At 38.5% G+C, this 15,459-nt stretch carries 12 protein-coding genes and 1 pseudogene; 3 read left to right on the top strand and 10 right to left on the bottom strand.

Features of this window, described 5'->3' with window-relative positions; genetic code table 11:
* Nucleotides 1-281: 281 nt before the first annotated feature.
* The 5 genes and pseudogenes from IJS99_04675 to IJS99_04655 form a co-directional block, all read right to left on the bottom strand.
* Nucleotides 282-1,103 (bottom strand): annotated as a pseudogene (locus tag IJS99_04675) (formylglycine-generating enzyme family protein).
* A gap of 6 nt (nucleotides 1,104-1,109) precedes the next feature.
* Nucleotides 1,110-1,838 (bottom strand): carboxymuconolactone decarboxylase family protein, encoded by a 729-nt coding sequence (locus IJS99_04670; protein MBQ7561116.1) that lies wholly within the window; start codon nucleotides 1,836-1,838, stop codon nucleotides 1,110-1,112.
* Nucleotides 1,839-1,876: 38 nt separating this feature from the next.
* Nucleotides 1,877-2,332: a cupin domain-containing protein gene (locus tag IJS99_04665; protein MBQ7561115.1), complete on the bottom strand. Its 456-nt coding sequence runs from the start codon at nucleotides 2,330-2,332 to the stop codon at nucleotides 1,877-1,879.
* 682 nt (nucleotides 2,333-3,014) lie between these two features.
* A complete protein-coding gene (locus IJS99_04660; GenBank protein ID MBQ7561114.1) occupies nucleotides 3,015-3,944 on the bottom strand; it encodes an aldo/keto reductase in 930 nt (309 codons plus the stop codon).
* 210 nt (nucleotides 3,945-4,154) lie between these two features.
* Nucleotides 4,155-5,846 (bottom strand): hypothetical protein, encoded by a 1,692-nt coding sequence (locus tag IJS99_04655; GenBank protein MBQ7561113.1) that lies wholly within the window; start codon nucleotides 5,844-5,846, stop codon nucleotides 4,155-4,157.
* Nucleotides 5,847-6,037: 191 nt separating this feature from the next.
* Here IJS99_04655 and groES point away from each other — a divergent pair, with 191 nt between their 5' ends.
* Together groES and groL are read left to right on the top strand one after the other, a co-directional pair.
* Complete coding sequence (gene groES, locus IJS99_04650) at nucleotides 6,038-6,328, top strand: co-chaperone GroES (protein MBQ7561112.1); 291 nt, start codon at nucleotides 6,038-6,040, stop codon at nucleotides 6,326-6,328.
* A 31-nt stretch (nucleotides 6,329-6,359) separates the two neighbouring features.
* Nucleotides 6,360-7,994 carry a chaperonin GroEL gene (gene groL, locus IJS99_04645; GenBank protein ID MBQ7561111.1) on the top strand — a complete coding sequence of 545 codons (1,635 nt, stop codon included), beginning with the start codon at nucleotides 6,360-6,362 and terminating at the stop codon, nucleotides 7,992-7,994.
* Nucleotides 7,995-8,061: 67 nt separating this feature from the next.
* Here groL and IJS99_04640 read toward each other — a convergent pair whose 3' ends face one another.
* The 5 genes from IJS99_04640 to IJS99_04620 form a co-directional block, all read right to left on the bottom strand.
* Nucleotides 8,062-8,250 (bottom strand): hypothetical protein, encoded by a 189-nt coding sequence (locus tag IJS99_04640; protein ID MBQ7561110.1) that lies wholly within the window; start codon nucleotides 8,248-8,250, stop codon nucleotides 8,062-8,064.
* Complete coding sequence (locus IJS99_04635; GenBank protein MBQ7561109.1) at nucleotides 8,240-9,673, bottom strand: dynamin family protein; 1,434 nt, start codon at nucleotides 9,671-9,673, stop codon at nucleotides 8,240-8,242. The genes IJS99_04640 and IJS99_04635 overlap by 11 nt, the downstream gene beginning before the upstream one ends.
* Before the next feature lie 62 nt (nucleotides 9,674-9,735).
* On the bottom strand, nucleotides 9,736-11,727 hold the full coding sequence (locus IJS99_04630) for a dynamin family protein (protein ID MBQ7561108.1): 1,992 nt from the start codon (nucleotides 11,725-11,727) through the stop codon (nucleotides 9,736-9,738).
* Nucleotides 11,728-11,731: 4 nt separating this feature from the next.
* A complete protein-coding gene (locus tag IJS99_04625) occupies nucleotides 11,732-13,195 on the bottom strand; it encodes a hypothetical protein (GenBank protein ID MBQ7561107.1) in 1,464 nt (487 codons plus the stop codon).
* 134 nt (nucleotides 13,196-13,329) lie between these two features.
* Nucleotides 13,330-14,271, bottom strand: a complete 942-nt coding sequence (locus IJS99_04620) for a TIM44-like domain-containing protein (GenBank protein ID MBQ7561106.1) — start codon at nucleotides 14,269-14,271, stop codon at nucleotides 13,330-13,332.
* A gap of 464 nt (nucleotides 14,272-14,735) precedes the next feature.
* Between IJS99_04620 and nadE the strand changes: the two genes are divergently transcribed.
* Nucleotides 14,736-15,459: NAD(+) synthase (gene nadE, locus IJS99_04615; GenBank protein ID MBQ7561105.1), on the top strand; the 724-nt coding region annotated here is incomplete at its 3' end.

Genomic DNA, 15,459 nt, shown 5'->3' with positions numbered 1-15,459 from the left:
ATAATGTCGTAACTGTCAAAATCTTTAACGTGTGATCTCAATTTAGGGCGGGCTTGTTTTCGTTGATCCTGCTGAGCCTGCCTCAAGACAGTATTATAACTTTCTGAGTATTCATTTACTGGGCGAATCTCAAAAATTTCTGCTCCGGTTTCTTTCTGTAATTCGTAGGCGATTCCCTGAGTGTTACCGCTCCACGTGAAATAAGCTATTAAAATTTTCTTGCCGGTTTGTGAAGATTTTTGCGCGGCCTGACTGGTAATAAATCCCGTGCCCACTGCTCCCCGTGCTAATCTGAAGCCGACATTATATAATTTTCTCTCTTGAGGTGCAGCAGCTCTATAAGCCGAACGCATATTTTTAGCAAAATCGTTCCAGCCTCCCCCGCGATTGACTCGCCGAGTTCCTGACTCCGGTCCGGTGGGATTCGTCTGCTCATGACTCGAATATGCCCCGTAAACGTCCCAGCACCATTCGGCTACATTCCCGTGCATGTCGTAGAGTCCCAGTTTATTTGGCTCAAAGCTAGCTATATTTACAGTCTCACCGCGATAGATTCCCGGTTTAGTCGATAATTTGCTTTGCGAGAAATAATTTTCTTCAATTTCATATGGATAATGACCGTAAAAATTAGCTTCTTCTGCTCCGATTGAGTGCTCAAGATTGAAGGGAGTCAGAGTCCCCGCGCGGCATGCAAATTCCCATTCTGCTTCAGTCGGGAGTCTATAGCCGTTTGCTGAAAGATTCCATGTTACTCTGTCGCCGTTGATTTCATAGACTGGAGTCAAATTCTCGTGTTCGCTTTTCATGTTGCAAAATTTTATCGCGTCGAGCCATGAAACATTCTCAACGGGTCTATTATCGCCCTGAAAGCTCGATGGATTTTCGCCGGTCAAAGATTTATACTCTTTCTGCGTAACTTCATAGCGTGAAATATAGAAATCGCTTAATATTACTTTGTGCTGTAACTCGTCATCACTGCGCCAGTTTTCTGACTCAGGACTGCCCATTAAGAAAGCTCCGCCCTTGACGTGAATAAAATCATCACCAGCAAACGAACTTGACGCAAAAATTAATATAGCCGCGAAAATTAATATATATCTCATGAAATATTATTCTCCTGCTGCTTTGCGTACACACTGAATAGCATTCAAGCTCCGGGGATAACCGATATAAGGCAGGCATTGTGATATAACATCAATCAAGAAATCTTTATCATTGCCCATGTTTATATTTCCGAGTGCGTGTGCAGTTAATTGAGGCTCGCAGCCCCCCTGAGCAGCAATATAACAGAACGTAATTAATTCGCGCTGTCTCAAATCAAGATTCTTTCTCGTGTAATAATCACCGAAACAATTTCCGGCAAGCCATTTATTTATATGCCGAGTATCTTCAGGGCCGGAGTCTTGAAATCCTTTCATGCCTTCACCGAAAATTTTAACTTGCGCATTATTTCCGTCCTGAATACGGGTCTCCGGTGTTGTTGTTGACGCATTAGACAAGGGCAATTTTATATTTACCGAGTCAAAAATTTCATTAGCTGCTTTCAAGAATGGGCGAGTCCTCCCGATTCCGAGATATGCTGTGCCCTGATAAATTATTTCCTTGCATTCAGAAGGACTGAGTCCTGCTTTCAAAGCGTCCGGCAAAATCGCTTTAAACTCGTCTACACCCTGACAGCCCATTAAAGCCGCAAGAATTGCCATATATCTAGTCCGAGCGTCTAATTTCGTTTGATTCAAGACTTCTATATCTGCAAAATTTGTGAATAATTCTACAAATTCCGGATCTGTCGCCCTGAACTCTTCAAGATTTGCAAATGCTGACGAACTTATTGACATTATAATTAACACTCCCAGTAATAAAAATTTTTTCATGATTATTTCAGCCTCGAATACTCTTCAGGTGAAACAGGCTCGCACCATTCTGTTGAAGTCTCTTCACCTGCTACTTCAAGTGCTAAGTGCTGGAACCATGAGTCTTTTGCTGCTCCATGCCAGTGCTTTACATTTGCGGGGATATTTACAACGTCGCCCGGTTTTAATTCGCGAGCTTCCTTGCCTTCTTCCTGATAATAACCGCGCCCGTTAATAACTACTAAAATTTGCCCGCCGCCCGTCTTAGCATGATGGATGTGCCAGTGATTCCGACAAGCCGGCTCAAACGTAACATTTGCGATAAAAACCTGTTCACGTGAAAGAATAGCAAGATAGCTCTTACCGTCAAAATATTGTGCATATGCGTCATTAGGTTCACCCAGCGGGAACGCGCTTAAATCTGCCTGGGATGGGTCAAGATGTAAACCCTTTGAGCTTAGATTAACATTTGCGGGCATGTTATTAATTTTTTCGCTTGCTGTCATGAATGAATCAACTTTCTTTCTATAATTAATATATTTGCTTGAGTCAAAATATTTTTGCTTTGACTCGTTATTCTCGTAAATCTCGAACGTGTAAATTCTATATGATTTTCCGCCTTTTTCCGAGCCTGCTAATAAAGCTAAGACTCCGGGCTCCTGTTCAACTGCGCGCGTGAATTCCTGAGTCATCAAATTTTTAAACTCGTCTAACTTGTCGGATCTCACGTCAAATATATTCATTATATAATCATGTCCGGCACCGTTAGATTTCTGCTGTAAAATTATAGGCTCGATTTCTATAAAATTCAGGCTCTCAAGAATGGGCTTGCGTTCATTGATAAAATTTTTGAATCCTTCACTAGACCTGTGAACTTGATACGCTGACTCGTCCTCGTAGATCTCAAGAATTCGCATTAAATCATGATTACTATTATCTATTGCACCGTAAAGCGCATAAGATCCGGACTCATAGGGCGTAAATTTTGCTACAGTCCGTGAACTGATTGCGGCCATTTCTGACATTTTGCCGGGCTTGGCCTGAAGCAGCGCTAAATGAACCTTCAAAATTTTATTGTCAGGTGCATATATAACATGAGCAGACGCAGAATTTACAATTACGGCAATACACAATAAAGCGAGCGCAAAAATTTTCATGAAATTATTTCATCTCCTTCTCCCAGACTCGAATCGTATTGATTTTAGCGTTGTCTGCAAGTTTTTCGAGCTCGTTAATTTCGCTTGAGTTCAACACTAAATTTGCGGCCTTTAAAGCGTCTTCAACATGGCTGACTTTAGTAACTCCTAAAATCGGCGTAGTACCTTTTGCGATTGCCCATGCGACGGGAATTTGTGCGACTTTGACATTATAAGAGTCGGCGATTTCTTTTATAGCGAGATTCAATTTTTCAAGCTGAGCTAAAACGGGATTATAAACTTGACCGCGCGCGCTGTTTTCCGGGAATGGGTGGGCGGTGTCATATTTGCCTGATAGTGCGCCCTGCTCTAAGACCATATACGAGAAAAACTCAGAATTATTTTTTCTGCACCATTCAAGAATCCCCGAATTTTCCGACGAACGATTAAGCAGGCTATAATGATTCTGTATTGCTGAAATCTTGAGTCCTTCAGCCTGTAAAATTTCTTGAGCTTGATTTATTTCTGATAGATTATGATTTGAGAGTCCTATTTTGCCTATTTTGCCGCTTTTAGCAAGTGGAATTAATTTTTTTGTCCATTCAGGAGCTCCGACGGGGTTATGAATCCAGAAATAATCGATAAATTCTGTTCCGAGTCTTTTCGCGCTCTGTTCGTACATATCAATAACGGGATTATCAGCGTCTAAATTTGCACATTGAGGCGTAAACTTTGTAGAAATTATATAGCTTTCACGTTTAACAGTCCGCAAAAACTTCCCTAGAATCTCCTCAGATCTGCCCATTCCGTAAACAAAAGCGGTGTCCCAGAGATTTAAACCTGATTTCATAGCCGCGTCAAAAATGGGTCTCAAGTCGGACTCAGTGAAATTCTGCCCGAAAGTCCCATCATTACCCCATGCCCATGCACCTAGGGCAATTTTTGTTGTTGTCATTGTAAAATTTCCTCCTGTTAAATAAATACATTAATGGTCTCACTAAGAGAACTAAGAAAATTTCTTACTTATTTGCTTATAAAATAAAAATTTATTCTGACACTGTGTCAATTAAGAACGAAAATATTTTAGCGCATTCTGACACTATGTCAATAAAAAAATTGCCGACAGAATCAATAAATGACTCCATCGGCAAAAAATTTTATTATTTTACGGAAGCAATAACGGAAGCTCTGAACGTAAATACCATAGCCCAGCATTGATATATTTATTTATTCCGGGCGTTTTGTCTTGAAGTACGTATAATTTTACAAGTCTTCTGCGCGCCTGAAGATTCCCCATTTCAGCAGCTTTTGTATACCAATATACAGCTTTGTCATTATCACGGGGGATATTATTCATGGCCGGAAAATTAGCATCATATATTTCAGCAACCTGAAGTGCTAAAAATTGATTAGTCTCCGCAAATTTCAATAAATCCTGCATGTCGCCATTCTCCCACCTAGTCATTGACTCGGGATTGTCTAGAATTTCCTGAGGAAGAGCAGTTACAGAATCAACATGATAAAATTTTGCAAATTCCGTATTGAAATGAATATTTTGCGGATTAGGTTTCTGCATGAGTTTGGGTAAAATTTTAGGTGTTGTTCTCGATGTCGGAATAAAAATATCTTTTTTACCTTCTGCGATTTGCTTTTGTGTTACACTAATTACATTATCATATTCGGCTCTATATTCTTTAGCTATGCTTACATCATGAATACCTCCGATAAAATTCGAGCTTACTAACAAAGAAATAATTAATAACGGCCACTTGAATGAATAAATTTTTGCTTGGCTTTCATGAGTCAATTTGCCGTTATAGCAGAATATCCATAAAAATGTCCAGACAGCTCCCATCATCCAAAGTGTGAGAGCTTGACCTCTGAAATCGAGCCCTTGACCTTGTGCCCAGCCTGCGACGAAATGATTTAATGCTGCAACAAGCGCGACTATTGCGAAAATTTGCCAGCCCCGTAAATGCAAGTTCGAGAGTCTTTCTTTGCCTGTGAATTTTACTATGCTAGGAATAAATAACAGAAAGACATATATAACCGGCTTGATGAAAAATTTTACTGACATAAAGAATCCAAATACTATAGTTACTGCTATCGTGCGGATTATTCGCGGTAAAAACGGGTTTTTTATGATTCTATGCGAGGTAGCTGGTGAAAGATACATAATGAGAAAAGCTGCGACACATACCAGCCATAAAAGAGTCGTTAATCCTGCTTTGCGTTTATCTCCGTTCTTGTAAAAATATATTGCTGCAAAGAATGCTACTACTCCCTGAAAAATTGAAGTAGTCTCAAGAGATACGCCGCTTATTAATAACGCTGCAATACTAGCTGCAAGAGTTAAGCCCCCCCCCCCCCTGAGTACTTTTACTGACAGAGCAAGAGACACGAGCATTAACGAAGCTGACCAAAAATAATGCATTGCAGCAAACCAGTATAAAAACTCATGCAAATATGCTATCACAGCAAAAGTAGCTGCAGAAATCATAATTGTAATAAAAAATTTTGTGTTAAATCTGCGCTCAGGATATAAAGCCGTAATTAAGAAATACACAGCTAATATATATGTGAAAATTGTTATTAGTGAATATGTCCAATAATATTTTTCCATAGGCAAATAATTAGAGAGAAAACCTGTGATAGTGGCTGATGATAATCTTGGTACGTGCGCATAAAATAAGTTAACCGCCCTTTGCAATGCCCCTATTCCTTCCTGAGCACTGATCGCTTCTCTATAATCATCTGCAAGATTAGGATAATTATATAATCCCAAATAACAAAACAGTCCGATATATGCAAGCATAAACAGACATAACAGCGCGTAAAAACTTCTTTTGCGTTCCATGATAAATAAATAATTCTCCTTCTGTGAAAAATTTGCTTTACTATATCACACACTCAAAAAATTAATCTCTGCGTAATTTTGCGTATTGCGTTTTGTGAAGGCCTGATTTATTATTTCGCGCGTTGATAAATTAGCACTCGTTAATATTAAGTGCCATTAAATAAAAAATTTTATCAGGAGGTCATGAAATTATGAAACTTAAACCGCTTGGCGACAGAATAGTTGTAAAAGTTCTAACACGTGAAGAGAAAACTAAAGGCGGAATCGTTCTCCCCGACACAGCAAAAGAGAAACCCACTGAGGGCGAAGTAATAGCAGTAGGTAACGGCAAAATCTTAGATAACGGCCAGAAACAGCCCGTTGAAGTTAAAGTCGGAGATAGAATCATATTCAGCAAATACGCAGGAACTGAAGTAAAAATTGACGGCGAAGAACTTGTAATTTTCAGCGAGAGAGACGTACTCGCAATAATCGAGAAATAATTAATAAGTTATAAGAAGGAGAAATATAATCATGGCAAAAATTCTTTCATTCAATGAAGAAGCCCGCAGAGCAATGCTCAGGGGAATTGACAAAGTTGCTGATATAGTAGGCGTAACTTTAGGGCCCAAAGGCCGCAATGTAGTACTTGAAAAAAAATTCGGCTCACCAACTATCACAAATGACGGAGTAACTATAGCTAAAGAAATCGAACTCGAAGATCCATTTGAGAACGCAGGCGCACAATTACTCAAAGAAGTAGCCTCAAAAACTAATGATATAGCAGGCGACGGAACTACAACAGCTACAATTTTTTCACGCGCTATTATCCGTGAAGGTATGAAAAACGTTGCAGCCGGTGCAAATGGTATGTTAATGCGTCAGGGAATTGAGAAAGCTATAGATTTCGTAGTTGAAGAACTCAAGAAACAAAGCACCCCCGTTAAGGAAAAGGAAAAAATCGCTCAAGTTGCTTCAATTTCTGCAAATAATGCGGCAGTCGGTGAATTAATTTCTGAGGCTATGGCAAAAGTCGGTGAAGACGGAGTTATTACTATTGAAGACAGCCAGACAGTCGGCACTACTCTTGAAATGGTAGAAGGACTTCAATTTGATAAAGGCTATATAAGCCCCTATATGGTAACTGACAGCGAAAGAATGGAAGCGAATTTCGATGATGCTTATATTCTTATTCATGACGCTAAAATCAGCAATATTAAAGACTTGCTCCCAGTCCTCGAAAAAGTTGTACAGACAGGAAAGCCTTTAGTTATTATCGCTGAAGATGTAGAAGGCGAGGCACTTGCAACACTCGTTGTTAATAAATTGCGCGGAGTTATGCAGGTTGCGGCGGTAAAAGCTCCCGGATTTGGCGACAGACGCAAGGCAATGCTTCAGGATATAGCAATAGTAACAGGCGGACAAGTTATTAGTGAAGAGGTCGGCCTCAAATTTGAGAATACGGAATTAAATATGCTCGGACGCGCTAAGAAAGTCAGAATCACAAAAGAAGATACGACTATTACACAGGGCGCAGGAGATTCTGAACAAATCAGAGCAAGAGCCAAACAAATCCGCAAAGAAATCGAGGAGTCAACTTCTGACTATGACAAGGAAAAATTACACGAGAGACTCGCAAAACTCGTCGGCGGTGTTGCTGTAATTCAGGTAGGTTCAGCCACTGAGACCGAGCAGAAAGAATTAAAGCACAGAATCGAGGACGCTCTTAATGCTACACGTGCGGCTGTTGAAGAAGGTATAGTAGCAGGCGGCGGAGTTGCTGCACTCAATTGCGCGACATCATTAGAACCGTTTGTAGAAAAACTTTCAGGCGACGTTAAGACAGGTGCAAGAATCGTATTAGACGCGTTAAAAGCTCCGTTATATTTAATCGCAGAGAATGCAGGCTATCAGGGCGACGTTGTTGTCGAGAGAGTTCGCAGTGAGAAAATAGGGCACGGCCTCAATGCGGCAACAGGCGAATATACTGACATGGTAGCAGCAGGAATTATTGACCCCGTCAAAGTTACCCGTTCAGCTTTACAGAATGCAGGTTCAATCGCGGCAATGGTACTTACTACAGAGGCAATCGTAGCAGACAAACCCGAAAAGAAAGAAGCTGCCCCTGCAATGCCCGGCGGTATGGGTGGAATGGACGGAATGTATTAATAGATTTCGCGAAAAAATAATATTATCCCGGGAGCCTGAAAAACTCCCGGGAATTTTTTTGTTGTGCCTAAAAAAGTAAATTCTTGAGTCTCATGCGCATAATCTCAAGTTTATTCATGAAATCATTAAATTCTTGGCTCCGGATTTTATAATATGCTGCTTTGCTGTTATATTCTGAAATTATTGCGTTTGATTTAGTTTGACTCTTAGCAAATTCCAGATCAAGTATTCCCGATATATTTTCTTTAATGATCATAAGCGAGGCTCTTATATTTTCTGTAAATATCTTCAGCATAAGTCCCGAAAGTTGTATCAATTTTTATGTCTGAATCAATATCTCTAATGCCGTCAAACATATATGGAAAATTTATACATAAATCTATTTTTGTGCTGCTTGTATTGCGTGATAAGGCGTAAAACTCTCTTATATTTACATCTAAGTCCATGCATAAATCATTTATGAAAGAATTAATAATATTTCTTATCTCTAACTTGCTGTATTTATCCTGAGTAAGTGCTTGAATTATCATTATTTTATTGAATAAGTCATATCGTTCTATTGCTGTATCTAATAATTCTAGGATTTCAGCTTTCTTTATTTCTGCGCTGTGAAGATTTGACTCTGTTATCCGTGAAAAATAGCTGTAGTTGTCAAGTCTAATGTTTAAGTCTGACAAATAAATTTTTGTTATAGTCTTAATACTGCTGATACATGAAAAAATTTTTTCGCGTATTCTCATGAGATCCTGTAAAGTTACATTTTTATCTCGCAGATAATTTGAGATTGCCCGCTTGAATCTATTAATATTATGGCCTTCTGTTGAGCTTACAAGGAAAACGCCGCCCTCGCCAAAATCTGTAAAATTTTTGAGATAATTTACTGCCCTATATTCAAGATATTCTTTATGTTCGCCGGGTATCTCGTCAAAATGTGTGCATACAAAGAAAATTTCTTTAGTTATTGGCCTGATAATATTATTAATATAAATTTCGTCAGTTATGCCTTGATATTTCGGACACCTGAACACGAATATAATTATATCAGCCTGTTCGATATAGTTTATAGTTATTGCCTCACGTCTAGGATCTTCATTTAGTCCGGGAGTGTCTATAATATTAGTGTCATTCTTGAGTATTTCCAAAGGAAGATATACTACAGCGCGGCTATAAGGCATTAATTCGAGTGATTTTGCTTGCGAGTCTGCTTCATCTTCAGGAATTCTGACACATTCTTGATATTCTTTAACAGTGAGATTTAGCGGGGGGATTTTACCGGGACGATATTTATTTATATGCGGCTTTATTTTATCGGGAATAAACGGCGAAATTTTTTCAGGCAGTGGGTCAAGAAAATGAATCTCTGCTTTCTCCTGAGAACCGTATTTTATTTCGGTAATTGTTCCAGTACACGGCAAAATATCTTCAGGCATTATTTTTTTTCCGAGAATTGCATTAATAAATGTACTCTTACCATTTTTGAATTCCCCGACTACAACAATTTTAAACGCTTCAGAATATGCTTTTGTTACTCTGTAGAAAGTTTTTAATGTATCCTGTTCATCATCAAAACTAAGGCCGAATTTTTCAGCATTGAGTAATATATTTATTAATTCATTAATAATTTCTGCGAGCTCACTGCATTGTGCCCGTATATTTCTTGATTCTGCATTAACGTACATAAATAACTCCTTATAAAATTTTCCCCGAGAGCTTGAATAACACTCCCGGGATTTTGCGATTCTTATAGGCTCAAATTATTGAGTTTGCTGCTTTGTATATCAAGTTCTGTGATTAGACCGTTCAATTCTTGGGACTTCCTATCGCGTTTTTCTTGTGCGCTGTTAATGTCCCGTTCCAGAGCTTTCACTATGCTGCGTTTTTCGGCAATCTCGGCTTCCAGACCTTCTTTAATAGGAGTAAGTTGTTTCTTGAAATTGTTAATAAGTCCAGACGCATAATTATTACAGTTATTGTCCTTTTCTTTGAGCATAGAGTCAACAAATGAGATTTGAACTTGATGCTTAAATTTTTTTGTCGCGTCATCACTGTATGTCCATAAATTGAATGCAACATAAACAGCCGCAGCAATAGCAGCCGCAATAGCCACAGGTGGAAATATTGTTGATGTAGACAGAATAGTGCTTATTGCCCCTCCGATTACAGTGTTGACAGATCCAAATCCCAGCAAAAATCCCGCAAGAGTATAACCTGTTCCAGCTACTGCTGCTCCTTTTAGTATTGCTTTGCCTCCGAGACGGTCAAGAATAGAATCTTTTTGTGCATTGACTTCAACGTCGCCTATATTATAGTCAAATTTGTTAATTACAGCGTAAAAATCTTTAAGCTCGCTCTCAAGTTCTTTACGGAGATTATTGGCAAATTTTTCTATGATTGAACGCAAATCTGAATCTGCCCATTTAGATATTTCCGCATCAAAGAAAGTTTTCAGCTTGCCGCTCATTTCCTGCTTAATTGCTTCTCTTTGCCGGTCATTATTCCAGAAAGCAAGAGTTATTTTATTTTGCAGCTCCATTTGACTTACGAACGAGGGTATTTGCTCTTGTAAAATTTTCGTATATTTCTCGCCTAATGAATTTACTACATTAGTTAATAATTTATCACATGCGCTATTGAGTCTGTCTACGATATATTTTTTCTTTGACTCGGCCTCATTTAAGATTAAGTTTGCGGCTTGTAAAATTTCTCTGCGTTGATTGAGATCGCTTCCGAGTGCTGACGAATAAATTTTTATGCTGCTTTGAATACCTTTTATGCAGGCTAAAACTTTTCCGCGTATATTCCTGAGAGTATTAAGTGCGACATTTTGATTCTTGAGATAATTTGACAGTGCCTCGCTAAACTCGTTAATATTAGTCCCCTCTGTTGAGCTTACAAGGAAGACAGCAGACTCGCCCAAATCTGTGAAATTTTTCAAGTAATTTGCTGCACGTCTTGCAAGGCGTTCTCTATCATCAGATTTAACCTGATCCAGAAATGTACATACAAAGAAAATATCTTTGCTTGCAACCCTGATAATATTATTAATATAATTTTCGTCGTTCATGCCTTGATATTTCGGACACTTAAACACGAATATAACTGCATTAGCTTTACCGATATAGCTTTTAGTTATTGCTTCACGTCTAGGATCTTCATTTAGGCCGGGGGTGTCTATAATATTAATTCCGTTCTTGAGTTCGTCCAAAGGATAATATACTACAGCGTGGCTAAACGGCATTAATTCGAGTGATTTTGCTTGCAAGTCTGCTTCATCTTCAGGAATTCTGACACATTCTTGATATTCTCTAACAGTGAGACTCAGGGGCGGAATTTGACCAGAGCGATATTTATTTATATGTGCCTTGACTTTATCGGGGATAAACGGCGAAATTTTTTCAGGCAATGGATCAAGAAAATAGATCTCGGCCTTTTCCTGAGAACCGTATTTAACTTCAGTGATTGTGCCGGTACATGGCAAAGTATCTTCGGGCATTATCTTTTTGCCTATAATAGCATTAACAAATGTGCTTTTACCGTTTTTGAATTCTCCGGCAACTACAATTTTGAATGCATCTTCTTTGATGGCCTTAGCTTGAAGCTGTAAGTTGTCTCTATCTTGATCATTAAAGCCGGTGCCGAGTTGTACAGCTTTATTTAATATTTCTGCTGCAGATTGAATTATTGCACTGATTGAGTCGCGTTTTTCCTGTATTTCTCTTACATCAATAGCCATAATATCACGCTCCTTTTAGGTGTCTTGATAAATTCTCAAGAGCTGAAATTTTCTCATAGTCCTGAGAGTTTGCCGAATAATCTATAACTTTTCTAGCAAGTTCCGAGTCCGCATTCTTGTTAAAGACCGTTAATACATGGCCGTAAATGCGCTTTATTTCGTTATCTACAGCTTGTATAATTTTATCTTCACATTCAGAAATAGCAAGATTTAAATCTGTATGTGCTTGATCGGCTTTAATTTGTGCGTCTGATTTCATTACGTGATGACCGAATGCACCCGCGCTCATTATGATAAGTCCGGGTATTATTCCCGTCATTATTCCGAAATATTTAGCTAACAACGCAGAAATTATTACTCCGCCTGCTGAACCTCCATAGAGAGCCGTATTTGCGTATTTACCAAGTGAGTTATTATTAAAATCAGCTTTGTTATCTACATTAATTATATCAATATCAACCGGGCTGATTTTTCCGAGATCTAGATTTCTCTCAAGTACAGCAGATAAGCAGCTTATATCATTATTGAGTCTCTGTACTACTTTTTCTGCGGCATTCTGGGCTATATTTTTTATTTGGCCGGTTATATTCGTATTAGCTGGAGATTTAATAATTTTCTGAATCTCTGATTTAATATAACCGTTGATTAGCTCGACCGTTTTTATTTCACGCCTGCCGAACTCTGTGCGCGCATTATCAGATTGTATTATGAAATCACGCGATTCGGGATTATTATTAATTGAAGCAATACGGTTTTTCTCGGCCTCTTTCCTGAGAGAGTCTAAATCTTTATCCAGCTGCGAGGCTATAAAAATTTTCATGCTTTCAAGATTTCGAGGCGTATTATCATTTGCTGTGTTAATAATTTCTCTGCGTGCTTTGTCCTGCCATGAGTCAGAGTCAGCAAAAATATATTTTACTCCCGGACAAATTCCCGCAATTTTCTGGGCTGCATAATTCTTAATTTTTTCGTGTTCTGATTCGTCAAAGAGTGAAAGTTTATTAATTACAATAAATAATTTTCGCGAGTTTATATACTTGATATAATTTGCGATAAAATTTTGCTCGGATTGACTCATGAATTTATCAGCAGTGAGAATCAACACTACAGCGTCAGATTTATAGCATTCAATCAAGTGTGAAATATCTTGATTCAGAACACTTGAGGCGGGGAATTCGGCGAACTCGAGTCCATTTTCAGATAAATACTGCGAGTCCGCGTGAACTACAAGACTTGAATTTGTTTCGCTTAACTCATCAATTTGCGATAAATCTTCCCTTGTTCCTTCAGGGAGAATCAAAGCATTCTCATTTGACGGCAAAATCTCAAATTTACATTCACAAGTGAATATACTTTCAGGGATTATTTTACGTCCCAGCAGTGAATTAATAACAGTGCTTTTACCCGATAACTGTTCCCCTACAAATACAATTTTCCTTAATTTACCGGGGGGGGATGTAAGGATCAAACAGGGCTGCTAAAGAATCATAGTTCATACTTGTTAATTCTTCCTGAAGCGATTTAATATCGTTCATTGTTAAAATCAGCCTCCTTAAAATTTATTATTATTTGGATATAGCACTGTATTATATCAAAATTTTTTTATGCTGTTCTCTGTGAAATTCCTTTCATGCTGCAAATTGCCCAGTCAATATTAACACGAGTTACAACACTCCCGCAATATTCGCATTGTGCCGAGGCATTTAACTTTAAAGGCGCGCCGCAATGTGGGCATCTTTCAGAATGAGTCTCATCTTTTTGTGCACTCGTAATAACTCCTGATTTTCGCGATAATTCTATTTCATATTCCATAAATTTTTCGCGGTTCTTGTCGCCTGATAATAATTCGCCCGTCCTGTCATCGAGTACATAAGAAACTATGCGCGATGTCAAGCCTATTATTATATAATCCATGCCGTTATATTGCCGCCAGCCTTTAAGATTTACGCCTAAGACCGCAATATTTTCCGTGTAATCGGTCTTGTTTGAGAGTCTGAAAGCGTTTAATTGTCTGTCCATCTGTGAGAAAAACTCATCTGTCATGTATGGCCGTAATGGGCTTATGTCTTTAGCGTGCCAAGTGTCTTGCATTTGAACGTATAAATTTGATATTAGACTCTTAATTGCTGACTCGTTAAAATTCGGGTCAAGTCTTAAATATTCGCTAATCGGGTGCAAATTCATAGCCGGTGTAACATTTATGGGAATTATCCGCCGAGCTTCTTTCTTTGCATTCATGCTCTTAATTATCATATAGACAATAAATATAAATACAATTACTCCGACAAGCGCAGAAAAATTATCATCGTCATCAAGTAATGCCCCTGTTGTTACGCCCCCTGCAAATGAGCTGAAATTAAAATCTGAGCCGCCCCCCGAACTTGACGAACTGTATGAGCCGCCGCCACTGCTTTCTGAACTTGACGAACTGCCCCCGCCGCCGTAATCAGAATTTCCGGAAAAACTCCCGAAATCAGGCCAAGCACTTCCAGCAAATAAAATTAACGCGATAATTAATAAACCTGTCAAAAATTTTTGCCGCATAATTAAATAAATTCCCTCCATAAAAATTTATAAATATTATGTGTGAGAGTGTGAATCAAAGCAAGCATTATAATTATATTTTTGTCGATATATGTAAAAATTTTTTATGTGTGAATGCTTTATATCAGCGCGATTAGATTAACTTTTTGTAGCTGTAAATGTAGCTGTAAAATTTGTATTCTTTCTCGCTTTATCTCGTGTGAAAATTTCTGCGTCAATCTTGGCAACATGCATAATTATATAATATTTTTGTAGCTGTAAAATTTGCGCTTGTCTCGTGTGAAAATTTTTGCGTCAATCTTTGCAACGGGCATAATTATATAATATTTTCGCAGCTGTAAAATTTGCGTTTATCTCGTGTGAAAATCTCTAAAATATTTCTGAATGACACTATTATATATCACATAAATAAATATTTTTTCGTTCTATCAAGCTATATGAGTGTATAATTACAAGCAAGTTTTATCGAGGGGAATTTTTTTATCGTGCAAAATATAATAATTCAATGTGAAAAATGGCTCTGTCAACAAGTCAGCAAAGCCGGAGCTAAGGGAATAATTTTAGGACTTTCAGGGGGGATTGACTCGTCCGTTCTCGCCGCACTTGGCCGTGAAGCCCTAGGGAAGTCCGGAGTGTTCGGTGTAATTATGCCCTGTCATAGCATTGACGATGACGAAGCCGACGCAAGATTATTAGCTGAAAAATTAGATATTTCATTCAAGCTCGTTGATTTATCGGGAGTGTATGATATTATTCTTGACTCTCTCAATGAAGAAATTACGCAGCTCGCTAAATCAAATCTCAAAGCACGTCTAAGAATGCTCACACTTTACGCACTGGGTCAGACAAAAAATTTATTAGTCTGCGGAACTAGCAACAAATCCGAGTATGAAACAGGATATTTTACTAAATACGGGGACTCCGGCGTTGATTTAATGCCGCTCGCAAATTTCTTAAAGCGTGATATTAGAGAACTCGCAAAAATTCTACACGTTCCCGAAAAAATTATTAACAAGGCTCCCAGTGCAGGACTCTATCAGGGTCAGACGGACGAGGGCGACATGGGATTTACTTATGAAGTATTAGACGAGTATTTAGCGACCGGAAATATTAACGATTCTAATGCACGTGAAAGAATCGACGTAATGAGAAGACGCAGCGAACATAAACGCCAGCCGATTCCAATTT

The sequence above is a fragment of the Synergistaceae bacterium genome (assembly GCA_017444345.1).
Lineage (GTDB): Bacteria > Synergistota > Synergistia > Synergistales > Aminobacteriaceae > JAFUXM01.
The sequence above is the reverse complement of the archived record's forward strand: the minus strand, read 5'-3'. Positions and strand labels throughout refer to the sequence as shown.

Bases quoted from the DNA above. Each gene is read 5' to 3' on its own strand.
- IJS99_04670 (MBQ7561116.1), bottom strand. From the start codon at position 1,838: ATGTCAATAAGTTCGTCAGCATTTGCAAATCTTGAAGAGTTCAGGGCG.
- IJS99_04665 (MBQ7561115.1), bottom strand. From the start codon at position 2,332: ATGCCCGCAAATGTTAATCTAAGCTCAAAGGGTTTACATCTTGACCCA.
- IJS99_04660 (MBQ7561114.1), bottom strand. From the start codon at position 3,944: ATGACAACAACAAAAATTGCCCTAGGTGCATGGGCATGGGGTAATGAT.
- IJS99_04655 (MBQ7561113.1), bottom strand. From the start codon at position 5,846: ATGGAACGCAAAAGAAGTTTTTACGCGCTGTTATGTCTGTTTATGCTT.
- groES (MBQ7561112.1), top strand. From the start codon at position 6,038: ATGAAACTTAAACCGCTTGGCGACAGAATAGTTGTAAAAGTTCTAACA.
- groL (MBQ7561111.1), top strand. From the start codon at position 6,360: ATGGCAAAAATTCTTTCATTCAATGAAGAAGCCCGCAGAGCAATGCTC.
- IJS99_04640 (MBQ7561110.1), bottom strand. From the start codon at position 8,250: ATGATCATTAAAGAAAATATATCGGGAATACTTGATCTGGAATTTGCT.
- IJS99_04635 (MBQ7561109.1), bottom strand. From the start codon at position 9,673: ATGTACGTTAATGCAGAATCAAGAAATATACGGGCACAATGCAGTGAG.
- IJS99_04630 (MBQ7561108.1), bottom strand. From the start codon at position 11,727: ATGGCTATTGATGTAAGAGAAATACAGGAAAAACGCGACTCAATCAGT.
- IJS99_04620 (MBQ7561106.1), bottom strand. From the start codon at position 14,271: ATGCGGCAAAAATTTTTGACAGGTTTATTAATTATCGCGTTAATTTTA.